The organism is Sporolactobacillus sp. Y61, assembly GCF_040529185.1.
Lineage (GTDB): Bacteria > Bacillota > Bacilli > Bacillales > Sporolactobacillaceae > Sporolactobacillus.
This window is the reverse complement of sequence record NZ_CP159510.1, coordinates 1,515,456-1,528,965: the sequence shown is the minus strand read 5'-3', so window position 1 is coordinate 1,528,965 and position 13,510 is coordinate 1,515,456. Positions and strand designations below refer to the sequence as shown.

The window sequence follows — 13,510 nt, the reverse complement described above, 5'->3', positions numbered from 1 at the left end:
CCGGCCGATCGCGGACGTCGGCCCGGTATCGCTGCCCGGCGAGTTCTATAAATTAGGCGGAAAAATTCCGCTTAACTGAGTAAAAAGGATAAAAGCGAGCTTCAATAGACGGAGGGACTCCGCCTATTTACTCGGAAACCGTGAAAATGAGGGGCTTTTCATTGCCTAATCGGAAATTCTCCGCTTATGATACTCTGAAACCCGTTCTATTCTGCATTTAAGCGGAAAACCTCCGCTTATTAAGCAAAAAAAATAACGATCCTGTTAAAGGGTCGTCTGTCACCTCCTCTAAAGGGCAGTCAGATTTTCCGTAATGAGATTCTCCAGTTTGTCCCGGTTCCGATACTGTAGGCTTTGGCAAATGAGCCCTGGTTGATCGCCACCCCCATATTCTCCAGCGAGTTCACATAGATCACCGGCTCACCGATCGCTACAGAAGCAAACGAACGGGCAAAAACCATTTTGTTTTCATAGACATTCCGGCTGTCATTCGTGATATTGACTTCCAGACGGTCGCCGTGCTGCACGTCAAGTGTGTGGAACAGGGTATTGCCGATATTTGTCCAGAGATTGCCGAACCGCACATCCAGGACATCAATTATGCCGTTGACCTGATTTCCTTCGCACCAGGATGGGGTCACGGGCAGCTCGACAATGGAGTCGACGGGAACCTCTTCGCCGAAGTGATCATAATCAATTTTCCCTGAAGCGAGACGGGCGCCGGTATAGGCGTAGATGTCACGGCCGTAGAACGTGTACGATTCACCTGCGCTTGCCAGCTTGTTCTTCTTTTCATCAAAAACCCGGACGCTTTTAATGCCTGCAACCTTATTAATATGCGTCAGCGTTCCGTTATCAGGTGTAATGATATACTGGTTCCGCCGTGTTTTTGCGATTACACTGCGCCTTTTGGAACCTACGCCCGGGTCTACTACAGAAACAAATACAGTCTCCTCCGGCCAGTAATCAATCGTCTGGCGCAGCCTGTAAGAAGCTTCCCAGATATTATATTGTGGGATCTCATGAGTCAGGTCGACGATTCTGAGTGATGGATCAACCTGGGTCGCAACGCCATACATCGCACATACCGCCCCGTCTCCTAAACCGAAATCTGTCTGAAATACCAATGCTCGAGTCATGTTCTTCACCTTTCCTTCTGTTTTTTTCGCGGCGTCCCGTCTCTTTCTCAGCTAATTTTAATCCCGTAAGGCCCTACTGATTGAAGCCTCACTTTATTATTTGCCGGAAAATTTAAAACCCCGTCCTTAATCATAAGGACGAGGTTTTAATTCGTGTAACCACCTTTATTCACCGGTAACTCACATTACCGGCCTCAGTAAGTACGGGACTGCCGTGCAGTTCTTATACTCCGGTTGTTGTAACGGGTATCCTTACCCGTCGTGTCTTACTTCGGTCATTCCGTTATTCAGACACGCAGCTCTGAGGCCATGTTCGAAAGGCTACTTTTGCCCCCTCTCACCGGACGGAGGCTCTCTGCGGAAAAGCAGCGTTTTCTACTTCTTCTCATCATCGCTTTTTCACACATTTTTAAAATGATAAAACTCCAGAGATCATACCCCGGTGCAGCCGGAGTTCAATCCAGGCCGTGAAAATCTGGTGCCGCGAAGTTTTTCATTAACACTTATTATTGCGACTGACATGCAAAATGTCAAGAATAATTTATTTCTGGTGTCCCTTGAATTTTTTTATCATTAGGCTTAATATTTTACTAGATAATGATAATCATTATCAGTTAAACAGGATGGCGAGGTGATCATTTGATTAAACGCGGAGCCGGGCATGATATCATTGGTTGTTTCTTCTTTCCGATCTTACTTTTCCTTCTCTTTCTGATCGCTGTATCGACAGTATTTTCGGTATCAACAGGACAGGTACATATTCCGTTCAACCAGTCAATGAATGTTTTACTGCATGTTCTGACCCACGGCCGGCTTGGTTCAATAGACGGCCTGACTGAGGATTCTTATCTCAATATCATCTATCAGATTCGAATGCCCCGGGTTATTTTCGCTTTACTGATCGGCATGGGACTTTCCCTGTGCGGGACAGTTATGCAGGCCGTCGTACAGAACCCGCTTGCAGATCCCTATATTATCGGAATTTCTTCAGGTGCCTCACTTGGTGCAACGGTTGCCATCCTTTTCGGTTTTGGTGCAAGCGCTTTTTTTTCAAATTTTGGCACAGCATTCGGTGCTTTTGTCGGTGCAGCAGTCACATCAGCTGCAGTGCTTTTGCTTTCGAGCATTGGCGGCAGGGCAACTTCAGTGAAGCTCGTTCTCTCCGGTGTCGTGGTTGGTGCATTCTGCAGTTCATTTGCCAGTCTGGTGATTTACTTTTCCAACAATGCTGAGGGAATCAAGAACGTAACATTCTGGACAATGGGGAGCCTTGCTCAGTCGAGCTGGGATAAAATTCCGATTCTCTCTGTTGTTGTGCTGAGCGGCTGTTTTATTTTTCTGTTCCAGCACCGTGTGTTAAATACCATGCTGCTCGGTGATGAATCCGCTGTTACCCTTGGGATCAATCTGAGCGCCTTTCGCAAGATTTATATGATTATTGCAGCGCTGATTACAGGGACAATGGTTGCCTATACCGGCACAATCGGTTTTGTGGGACTGATTGTACCGCACATTTGCCGGGGTATCTTCGGCTCAAATCATAAGCGGTTGGTCCCGGCTAGCATACTTGTCGGCGGTCTGTTCCTCATCTGGGCAGATATTCTGTCACGAACGCTGATCCCGAATGTTGACCTGCCGATCGGTATTCTTACTTCTTTAATCGGCGCCCCGCTCTTCATCTATATTATCGTGAAAAAAGGCTACAATTTCGGAGGATGAGGTTATGAAACTCGCTGCAGAAGACCTGAAGGTGAGAAGAGGCAAAAAAGAAATTATCAATAAAGTTTCTGTCTTTGTGAAAAACAGGCAATTTGTCGGCTTGATTGGTCCTAACGGATGTGGAAAGTCAACACTGCTGAAAAGTATCTATAAAAGTATACAGCCACAAAGCGGAACCATATTTCTGGATAAACTGGATGTTTTGAAGAGTTCCGAAAAAAAGGTGTCGCAACATCTGGGGGTTGTCGGTCAGTTTAATGAAATGAGCTTTGACCTGACAGTTGAGCAGATGGTCCTTCTGGGAAGGACGCCGCATAAAAAACTGCTTGAATCAGACAAAGCACAGGACTATGAGATTTTCGAAGAGGCCCTGCGACGTACTCAGTTGCTCGATTACCGCAAGCGCAGCTATCTGTCACTGTCCGGCGGTGAAAAGCAGCGCGTGATTCTTGCACGCACCATAGCCCAGCAGCCGCAACTCATGATCCTTGATGAACCCACAAACCACTTGGATATTCGTTACCAGTATGAAATTCTGAACTGCGTGAAACATCTGGGTATCAGCGTTCTTGCAGCTCTGCATGATCTTGAACTGGCTGTGATGTACTGTGATTATTTGTATGCAATTAAAGACGGGGAAATTTATGCGCATGGAAAACCGGAAGAGGTACTTACACCTGGAACGATTGAAGCCCTGTACCACATAAAATGTCAAACCTATGAAAATCCTGTGACCCATCGCCTCAGTTTCGCTTACGGGTTCTGATCACTCAAAAGCAATACTTACTGTTTCACAAAAGGGGAGAATAGAAAATGAATAAGTTGAAAGTATTGGTCGCCGGTTCTCTGGCCATGGTTCTGCTTATTGCCGGCTGTGGGAGTTCAGCAACAGAAGAATCAGACGGGAAAGCAGGCAGCAATCCATCCCATTATCCGGTCACTGTTCATAACTATACAAAAGCAGAAGGCAGCGCAGAATGGCACGGGAAGGATCAGGTCTTTCAAAAAGAACCGAAAAGGATTATGGCAACGACACGGACCGTCGCTGAGTTGCTCCTTCATCTCGGGCTGAAAAACCGAATTGTTGGTGTCGGAGGAGACTTCGGGACTCCTGATAAATCTGTCTCTTCTGATTATGAATCACTGAAGAAACTGAGTCATTTTTATGTGGGAAAAGAAGCAGCAATCGGAACGAATCCGGATATCATCGTCAGTCGCGGAGGATTGTTTGAAAATGCAGACTGGGGTGTCGGTACCATCGACTCACTGAATAATATGGGCATTGGAACCTATGTTCTTGAATCCTCTATTCCTGGTGGTTCATTTGATTCCATTTACACAGACATCAGGAATCTCGGGAAAATATTCAACGTGCAGGATCGGGCACAGGCTTTTTCCGATCAATTGAAAGAGCGTCAGAAAAAGATTACCTCCAAATTATCAAAAATCCCCAGGACACAATCTTTTGCGTATCTGCATATGTCGGATCTGAACAATATCTATGTTTACCCTGCGTATGGAGAAACCTTTTTCAATAAAGCATTTCAGATGGTTAAACTAAATAATATATTTGCCCATAAGCGGGGGGATATCAGTGTTGAGACTCTGGTTCAGTCGGATCCGGATGTCCTGATCGTTCTCGAATGGCATCATAACAGGGATGAAATCAGAAAGGCGCTCTATAACAATCCGAAACTGTCCAGTATGAAAGCAATTAAAAACAGGCAGGTATACACCATGGATTATAATTATTTGTTCAGTTACAGCTACAATACACTGGACGGGCTTGAACAGCTGGCAAAAGATATGTATCCGGATCTGTATCACTGATCTTCATCAATATGAGAAAGCACGAGTTAATCATTGATGCATAAAAATTTTTGAAGAAAATGAGCTTCACAGTAAAGGAGCACAGCAATGAACGATTTATACGATGTGACGATTATTGGCGGAGGACCAGCAGGACTTTACACCGCTTTTTACAGCGGCATGCGTTCCCTGAAAACAAAACTGATTGAGGCAAAACCTGATTTAGGTGGCGTTGTCACGCATTTCTATCCGGAAAAATGCATCTATGATGTTGGCGGAATTGTAAAAATCAGAGGTGAAGAACTGATTGAACAACTGACACAGCAGGCGAAAACATTCCAGCCGAAAATTGTAAAAAATCAGGTGATTGATCGACTTAAAGTCCAGGAAGATGGTCTTTTTCAGTTGACCAGCACAAATGGTGATGTGCATGTTACACGTAAGATCATTTTAGCCGTTGGCTGTGGAACATTTGAAGTGAATAAATTGCAGCTTGATGGTGCGGAACGCTTTGAAAACACCAGCCTGTTCTATGCCGTTCATCAGATCCGGCAATTTTCCGGCAAGCGTGTAGTCATTTCCGGTGGCGGTGATGCCGCGCTAGACTGGGCGGCTGAACTTTCGCAGGTTTGCAGGCAGGTTACAGTCGTGTACAGAGGTGATTCGTTTACTCATGCATTGGAGCACCAAGTACGTCGATTGAGAAAGCATTCAGTTAATGTGAAGCTTAATTCTGAACTGATCGACTTGTCAGGTTCGGATAAATTGCAATCCGTGACGATACGGGAAACGAAAACGAGCCAGACTAAAGTGATTCCTGCGGATGCCCTCATTGTTAATCACGGGTTCCGGTTTGGGCTCGGCGGGATTGAAAACTGGGGGTTGTCAATAGAAAATAACGGGATAGTGGTCGATCAGCGGATGGAGTCTTCCGTTAAGGGTATCTTTGCGATCGGCAACGCTGCCTCTTATCCGAACAAGTTCTACCTGATTGCTGTCGGTTTCGTTGAAGGTGCTGCGGCAGTTAATGCTATTAAGCACGATTTGGATCCGGAGGCGCCCTCTCAGGCAACGGTGAGCACACATCATGAAAAATTTGTCCAAAAGGATTAAGTAAACCGGGCTGCCTGAGTCAGTTAACAACATTCATGCTTTGTCTATGGGCTAAATGACGATAAAATGAACTTTATTAGAAATGGAAAAGGCAGAGGCATCACCATTTTTCAATGCTTATTAAAACTGCATCAGATTTGCCTGACAGCTGTCCATCTGCACGATTGCATACTGAATTGGGAATACCAACGCATAAAAATTGCTTTACTGAAATGAATCTGTTCAGGATTTTAAATGGCCGGCTTTACTCATCCTCCGATGCGGCAGATGCAGGCCGAACGTCCATTTTCGATTCAGATACAGGTGCAGCCTTTTATCGAAGAATATGATAAAATAGCCCATACATAAAAAGCTGACCGCTGTTCCGAGACTGATCCCGATCAGCTGATGCTGCGACAGACCGATCATGAGTGCGATGGAAAGCGGAATGCCAAGTGAAATCCGCTGAGCGCGCACGACATTCCCATGCAAATACTTTTCACGGAGGATTTTCATCAGATCATCAAAAGGGTGGAGGCAAAGATTGACACGAAAATAGATGGAAAGCGCTGCGCCGATACAGACGACTCCGAATACACAGACGACGACCCTGAACAAGATCCCGTCAATACTCACGCGCTGTATGACAAAAAGCCAGAGGTCCACCACATAACCGAATGAAAGCAGATACAGAAAATTAAAAACATCTTTAATCCCGTTCCAGTGCCGTCTCAGAAAATCATCAGCAACCAGAACGACCAGTCCCATGATAATCAGCGCGTTTCCGACTGTTATCCCGGAAACATGGGCCAGATTCAGACCTGCCGCCGTCCACGGGCAGATCCCAGAGCCGCCTTAACGGTCAGTGCATTCCCAAAAGCATTTATCAGCACGCTCGCAATCAGCCAGATAATCCCTTTTGTCATGAAAAAACAATCCCCCGGAAATTTTTTTTAAAAGTTATGTTCAGCATCCTTAACCTATCAGCCTCGCACATGAAAAGTAACCGGAATTTACGTCTTTTTTGTGCCGTTTTCCCGGGTGAGGATCTGATATCAGCACAAACCGGAGCAGCCTTCAGCTGCTCCGGTTTGTCCCTTACACCATTTTTTCTTTAATCCGGTCACATTGACTGACAAAATGACGGAACAGACGGCACATCATCGGGTCACCGCCTGAAGCCATTGATTCAGGATGCCACTGGACACCGAGAATCCGGTCATTTGTCTCGTGTTCAATGGCCTCAATTACGCCGTCCGGTGCGACAGCGGCCGAACGAAAACCCGCAGCCAGTTTTTTAATCGCCTGATGGTGAAGACTGTTCACATAAAGCGACTCTTTATCGTCAAAAAGTGCCGAAAGACGGCTGCCCGAAAGCAGACGCACGCTGTGGCTGGCCTTCTTCCGCGGCACTTTCTGGTCATGCTGCAATGGATTTTTCCATTCGGTCGGCAGATCCTGCACCAGCGTACCGCCATACATCACATTAAGCACCTGCATGCCACGGCAGATACCCAGAATGGGCTTGCCCGCAGCAACTGCTTTTTTCATCAGCGCGAATTCGATCCGGTCTCTTTCCGTGATGAATGTATCCAGATAAAGGGATGGCGACTCGCCGAAAAACCTCGGATCGACATCCCCGCCGCCGCTGAAAATAATACCGTCACACAGGCTGAGATAAGCGTCTGCCGTCTCTTCCGGGGCAATCGGCAAAATCACCGGCAGAGCATCTGCGTTTAAGAGGGCCGTCACATAATCACGATGTGTATAAGGTCCGAGAGAAAAATCGGTCTTCTTGACAAAGCTCGCCGTCACTCCGATTACCGGCCTGTCTCCCATACTCATCTCTCCCGTTCACAAAAAGCTTTTAAAAACAATATATTCGACTTTTTGCGAACCGTCAAACACTTTATCCTTTTTTTCTGCTGTTTTTCCTCTTCAGGAGTATGAGGGTAAATGAACATGGGCAGGTGGGGACAACTGCCCGCAGCTGCCCGATTAGTTCAACTAACAATCAGTGGAGGATAAAGAGTCCCCCACTGATTGAAGTTTCACTTTATTCGAAGTGCTTATTTCTCCAAATTTCCGAGTTCATACATGGCATCTGCATAAATTTCCGATGCCTTCAGGAGATCATGCAGTCTGACATGCTCGTCCACCTGATGGCCGGTATACGGATAACCCGGCATGCAGGCGCCAAAGGCTACACCTGCGTCGAGATACTGGGCGTAGGTCCCGCCGCCGGAGGTCAGGAGCGTCACATCTTTCTGGCCCATGTGTTCTTCATACACCCGCTTCAGAATCTGTACACCCGGCAGCTTCGGATCCATATAGAGCGGCTTGCTCTTCTCAAGCCTGCCGATTTTGAAACCGAAGCCTTCTACTGTCTGTGTCAGCGTTTCTGCCGTCTGCTCCAAATCAGCTTTAATCGGGCAACGAAGATCAAGAGAAACTGACCCCCCCTGACCGCCTTTGTAGCGGGAGAGTCCCGCGTTTACCGTCAGGTCTCCTGAAATGTCATCACTGAAAGCGACATGGAGCCGTTCACCGGAAAAATCACGATTCAGCGTATCAGCCAGGAGTGAGATGAAGGCTTTTTCCGATGAGGCAAATGGAATCTCTCTAAGGGCTGATGCAAGGAGAAAGGACGCATTAATGCCGTCCGCCGGCTGTGACCCATGGGCGGACTTCCCTTTAACCGTCAGTTTGACCCCTCCAGCTGTTTTTTCTGCTGAAAAAGGGGTCCCCTGATCGTTTAATTTTTGCTTCGCCTCATTCGCCCATTTTTCTACTTCAGCTCCTGAAAGCACCGCATACGCATGATCCGGGACCATGTTCACCCGCTCTCCGGAGGTAAACTCCGCCAGTTGGACAGCGCCTGCCTCCTCTTCCCCCGGTACATCGATGCGGGCAAAGATCCGCCCTTTTTCAGCGAAGATCAACGGAAACTCGGCATCCGGCGCGAAACCGAACAGCGACATCGGTTCAAGCTCGTTGTACTTAATCAGGCATTCACAGCCACTCTCCTCATCCGTACCGATAACCAGCCGGATCCGGTGCCTGATCGGCAGGCCGGACGCTTTCAGGGATTTGAGGGCATGGTACGCCGCTAATGTGGGCCCTTTGTCATCGATTGCGCCGCGGGCATAGAGCGTGTCGCCCTCCTGATACAGGGTAAAAGGGTCATGTGACCAGTTACCTGTCGCCGGCACGACATCGACATGTCCAAGGACGGCAATATAGTCCTCAGCATCTTCCGGTCCGTATTCAATATACCCCGCGTAGCCCAGCAGGTTTTTTGTCCGGAAGCCGTCGCGTTTACCGAGTTCAAGCATGTGATTTAATGCCGCAAGCGGTCCGGGACCAAACGGGGCTCCGTCTTTCGCTTCTGAACTCTCCTTCGTACTTTTAATGGCAATGAGCGCCGACAGGTCTTTCAGAAAATCTTCCTTATTCGGCCTGACCTTTACTTTTTCCGTCATACATCCATCCCTCTTCCTGATTTCTTCAGCCCCTGATGGAGGCACAGTTTTCTTCAATTTCTTTCCAGTTCAGATATTTACGGTCAATGTCTTCTTCAATCAGCTGGCTGCCTATCTGCACTTCAATCAGTTCCATCGGTTCATCTGCAACAATCGCATGCATCGTCTCCGCCTGAACAATGACCACATCGCCTGGTTTCAGTGACCGGATCACACCGTTCTCAGCATAGCGGCCCCGACCTTTAAGAATCGTCCAGACTTCCTGACGCATATGATGGCAGTGATAACTGATATTAAGTCCCGCTTTGATCTTGATTTTTTTCGTCAGAACTTCTTCATGGTTCTTTGAATAGCTTGTGTAATCAAGCACCCGGTAAGATCCCCAGTGCCGCTCTTCGTACATCGGCCGCTGATCAAAGCCCTTCATGACTTCCTTGATTCTCGGGCTCTGTTCTTTATCGGAAACCAGAATGCCGTCCGGACTGACAGCGACAACAGCGTTGGAGATGCCGAGTACCGTTACAGGAAGATCCAGTTCATTGATCAGATGGGTGTTTTCAGAATCCTTGCTGATGATCCCTTTCCCAATTCTCTGCGTGTCCATTTCCTCGGTCAGGGTATTCCATGTGCCGAGATCTTTCCAGAATCCATCATAAGGCAGAGCGACAATATGCTTTGCTTTTTCAACGACCGCGTAATCAAAACTGATTTTCGGAAGCTTCGTGAATTGCCGGGACAGTTCTTTATAATCCAGCGGCAGCCCGAGTGATTCCAGTTTCTGAATTACAAAATTCAGTCTGAAAGCGAACACACCGCAGTTCCACAGCGCCGATTCACGGATCAGCTGCTCCGCCAGCCCCTTTTTCGGTTTTTCTGTGAAATGATCGACACGGATATAGTGCGCATTTTCGCCTTTTTCAGGAACAATATAACCATATTTTTCTGACGGGTAAGTGGGTCTGACGCCCATCAGCGCCAGATCTGCCTGCGTTCTGTCAAGAAGCGGGGCAAGATCCATAATCCGTTTAAAAAACGACGTATCAACAAACGGATCCACCGGAAGAACGGCAACCACTTCATGGGGATCAACCCCTGATCGGGAATACAGGTAGGTCGCCGCCAGTGCAATCGCCGGAAACGTATCGCGGCGTTCCGGCTCGACGATCAGAGGAACATCGCCGCCCAGCTGATCTTCGAGCATCTCAACCTGTCCCTTGCCGGTTGCGACAACCGTCGAATCGCCGAGCCCAATTTTTTTCAGCTGCCCGAAAACGCGCTGCACCATTGACTGTAACTGCCTGTGATCATCTTCCAGCACACGCAGAAACTGTTTGGAACGTGCATCATTTGATAACGGCCAGAGCCTTTTCCCCGAACCTCCGGACAATAATACCAGATGCATAGTGACCTCTCCCGTTCTATACTTTTTTTAACCGACTGTAATCATAGCTCTATTATGACACGAATGATAAAGGGTGTTCAATACACGTCATCGCGCGTCTATCCTGCCATCAGACGGTGATCAGAGTCTTCCATGTCCGGGAAGATATTTTCCGGTCAGACTGGCGGGAGACGCTGCGACCTGCGCCGGCGTGCCTTCAGCGATGATGCGTCCGCCCTTTGATCCGCCACCCGGTCCGAGATCAAGAACATAATCACAGTTTGCGATCACGTCCGGATCATGATCAATCAAAATGATTGTCGCCCCGAGTTGCATCAGTTTATCCAGCACGCCGAGCAGAACTTCAATATCATGGACATGAAGTCCGGTCGACGGCTCATCAAGGACATACAGCGTATCCGTATGGCGGCGTTTCAATTCTCCGGCCAGTTTGATCCGCTGCGCTTCACCGCCGGACAGTCCGGGCGTCGCCTCGCCGAGAAGCAGGTACCCCAGACCCACATCATGGAGCGTCTCAAGCTGATCAGCCAGATCCGGCTGGTCGGTGAAAAATCTGAGCGCTTCGTCCACACTCATACGAAGGACATCGGCAATCGATTTGCCTTTATATTTGACTTCAAGCGTTTCCGGCCGGTAACGCGTGCCGTTGCAATGCGGACAGCGGACACGCTGTTCCGGCAGATACTGCATATCGAGCAGCATTTCCCCCCGGCCTTCACAGGCTTCGCAGCGGCCGCCTTTGACATTGAACGAAAACATGCTCGACGACCAGTGTCTTTTTCGCGCTGCATCTGTCCCGGCAAAGAGCCGCCTGATCCCGTCAAATAATCCGGTATAGGTTGCCGGTGTGGAACGGGCATTTCGACCGATCGGGGTCGCGTCGACTCTGACAACACGCCGAATGTGTTCAAAACCTTTGAGCGATTCAATAAAATCAGGCGGATTCTTCCTGCCCAGTGCTTTTTTCAGTGCCGGCACCAGACAGTCAAAAACAAGCGCGGTCTTGCCGGCCCCGGAGACCCCCGTGACCGCCGTCATCCGTCTGAGCGGGAATCCGGCGGTGAGGTGATGCAGATTATGCCTGCTCCGTACTGCGATCCGCAGCCATTCATCTTTCGCAGATACCGGCTGAGGCTGCCGGACAATGACCTTTCTGCTGCCGGAAAGATAACGGCCGGTCAGTGTCCTGCCTTCGCCTGCGATCTCGTGCGGCGTTCCCCGGGCAACAACGGTTCCGCCCCGGTCGCCGGCTCCAGGTCCCATTTCAATCATATAATCACCGTTTCGGATGATATCCAGGTTGTGGTCAACAACGATCAGACTGTTCCCGTTCGCTACCATTTTCCGCATCAGCTGCTTCAGACCGTCGACGTTTGCCGGATGCAGTCCGACCGACGGCTCATCGAGGATATAAAGGACGCCGGTCGAACGCCCGCCTGCCATCATGGACAGCTCAAGCCGCTGACGTTCCCCGGTGGACAGCGTGTTTCCCTGACGATCCAGTGTCAGATAACCGACACCCAGATCCAGAAGCGGCTTCAGACCGTCCCGGAGTCCGGCGGACAGTTTCCCGGCCACCTCACGAACAGAGACCGGCAGCGCTTCAGGCAGAGCGGCTGCCAGTTGATCCAGCCGGGACAGCGACATCCCGGTAACCTCGGCAATGGACTTACCGGCAACAGTCGTCTGCAGCGCTTCCCGGCGAAGGCGCAGGCCGCCGCACGTCTCACAGGGACGGACACTGAGAAATTTTCTCATCCGGGCATAGCGGGTCTGGTTTCGGTCGCCGGCCAGTGACTTCCGGACCGCTTCAACCGCATTATCGTATGTAAAGGTAATCGGATATTCTTCGCCCGTCTTCCGGTTGTGAAAAATCAGCGGTCGGCGCGTTTCAGGTCCATTCAGCACAATATCGCGCTCGTGATCCGTAAGTTTCTTCCAGGGGACATCCAGTCGAACACCAAGGAGCGCAGCCAGCCGGACCGTATAGCCGCGTCCGGCTGCCCGCCAGGAAGCAACTGCGCCCTGCTCAAGCGTGAGTTCCGGATCGGGAACCACAAGCGTCGGGTCGACTTCAGCCCGTTCGCCCAGTCCTCCACAGTCCGGACAGGCGCCTTCCGCTGAATTGAATGAAAAAGACTCGGCAGACGGCAGATTAAAGTGGGCTCCGCACACCGGACAGACGCAGGTTTCATCAAAAATGGCCTTCATCGAAGGAGGCACCTGATGGCCCCGCGGACACCGGTGCGTTCCGAGACGTGAATAAATCAGGCGCACGAGATTGTAAAGTTCAGTCATCGTGCCGACGGTACTTCTCCGTCCCGGAACCGGCGGTCGCTGTCTGAGTGCCAGCGCCGGAGGCAAAAAATCAATCCGCTCGACATCTGCACGCTCCGCCTGATGAATTTTCCTTCTGGCAAAAGCGGACAAGCCTTCCAGATAGCGTCTGCTTCCTTCTGAGTACAGAACGCCCATGGCGAGCGACGATTTGCCGGAACCGGAAACGCCGGTAATCGCAACCTGACGATGAAGCGGGATATGGAGCGACACATCCTTCAGATTATGAGTCCGTGCATGATATATCTCAATATTCTCTGGCTGTTTGTTCATAAACCCTCATTCCTCTATCGTTATCATGAACCCTGCACGAGTGATCCTGGCTCGGGTCCACTATCCATATTTTATCATTCCAGGAAATCTGATGCCTGGCGGAGGAATCAAATGAAACTTCAATCAGTGGGGGTTTCGGGCGAACAGGACGTGCTCGTGCATGCGTTGTGACTGGATGTCGCATTTTTAGCCTGTTTCATCTCCGCTGATTGCTCGTTGAATCCATTGGGCTTCTGCGGGCAGTGATCCCGCGCCCT

The 13,510-nt window shown here is 49.5% G+C and carries 10 protein-coding genes and 1 other annotated feature; of the genes, 4 read left to right on the top strand and 6 right to left on the bottom strand.

Annotation, left to right across the window (positions count from 1 at the left end):
* Nucleotides 1-299: 299 nt before the first annotated feature.
* On the bottom strand, nt 300-1,139 hold the full coding sequence (locus ABNN70_RS07330) for an S-adenosyl-l-methionine hydroxide adenosyltransferase family protein (protein WP_353949304.1): 840 nt from the start codon (nt 1,137-1,139) through the stop codon (nt 300-302).
* 131 nt (nt 1,140-1,270) lie between these two features.
* Nucleotides 1,271-1,540 (bottom strand) — a binding site (T-box leader).
* A gap of 241 nt (nt 1,541-1,781) precedes the next feature.
* On the opposite strand from ABNN70_RS07330, the gene ABNN70_RS07325 reads away from it, so the two are divergent.
* From ABNN70_RS07325 to ABNN70_RS07310, 4 genes are all read left to right on the top strand, one after another.
* Nucleotides 1,782-2,858, top strand: a complete 1,077-nt coding sequence (locus ABNN70_RS07325; protein ID WP_353949400.1) for an iron ABC transporter permease — start codon at nt 1,782-1,784, stop codon at nt 2,856-2,858.
* A gap of 4 nt (nt 2,859-2,862) precedes the next feature.
* Entirely contained in the window at nt 2,863-3,624 is a 762-nt protein-coding gene (locus tag ABNN70_RS07320; protein WP_353949303.1) for an ABC transporter ATP-binding protein, read from the top strand.
* A 47-nt stretch (nt 3,625-3,671) separates the two neighbouring features.
* On the top strand, nt 3,672-4,688 hold the full coding sequence (locus ABNN70_RS07315) for an ABC transporter substrate-binding protein (RefSeq protein WP_353949302.1): 1,017 nt from the start codon (nt 3,672-3,674) through the stop codon (nt 4,686-4,688).
* Between the two features lie 87 nt (nt 4,689-4,775).
* Complete coding sequence (locus ABNN70_RS07310) at nt 4,776-5,780, top strand: NAD(P)/FAD-dependent oxidoreductase (RefSeq protein ID WP_353949301.1); 1,005 nt, start codon at nt 4,776-4,778, stop codon at nt 5,778-5,780.
* A 222-nt stretch (nt 5,781-6,002) separates the two neighbouring features.
* Here the strand turns inward: ABNN70_RS07310 and ABNN70_RS07305 are convergent, their stop codons facing one another.
* The 5 genes from ABNN70_RS07305 to ABNN70_RS07285 all read right to left on the bottom strand — a co-directional run bounded on the left by ABNN70_RS07305 (nt 6,003) and on the right by ABNN70_RS07285 (nt 13,253).
* Entirely contained in the window at nt 6,003-6,527 is a 525-nt protein-coding gene (locus ABNN70_RS07305) for a hypothetical protein (protein ID WP_353949300.1), read from the bottom strand.
* 330 nt (nt 6,528-6,857) lie between these two features.
* Nucleotides 6,858-7,598, bottom strand: a complete 741-nt coding sequence (locus ABNN70_RS07300) for a gamma-glutamyl-gamma-aminobutyrate hydrolase family protein (protein WP_353949299.1) — start codon at nt 7,596-7,598, stop codon at nt 6,858-6,860.
* A gap of 230 nt (nt 7,599-7,828) precedes the next feature.
* On the bottom strand, nt 7,829-9,241 hold the full coding sequence (gene pepV / locus ABNN70_RS07295) for a dipeptidase PepV (RefSeq protein WP_353949298.1): 1,413 nt from the start codon (nt 9,239-9,241) through the stop codon (nt 7,829-7,831).
* Nucleotides 9,242-9,266: 25 nt separating this feature from the next.
* Nucleotides 9,267-10,643 (bottom strand): sugar phosphate nucleotidyltransferase, encoded by a 1,377-nt coding sequence (locus ABNN70_RS07290; RefSeq protein WP_353949297.1) that lies wholly within the window; start codon nt 10,641-10,643, stop codon nt 9,267-9,269.
* Between the two features lie 120 nt (nt 10,644-10,763).
* Nucleotides 10,764-13,253 carry an excinuclease ABC subunit UvrA gene (locus ABNN70_RS07285; protein ID WP_353949296.1) on the bottom strand — a complete coding sequence of 830 codons (2,490 nt, stop codon included), beginning with the start codon at nt 13,251-13,253 and terminating at the stop codon, nt 10,764-10,766.
* Nucleotides 13,254-13,510: the final 257 nt, after the last annotated feature.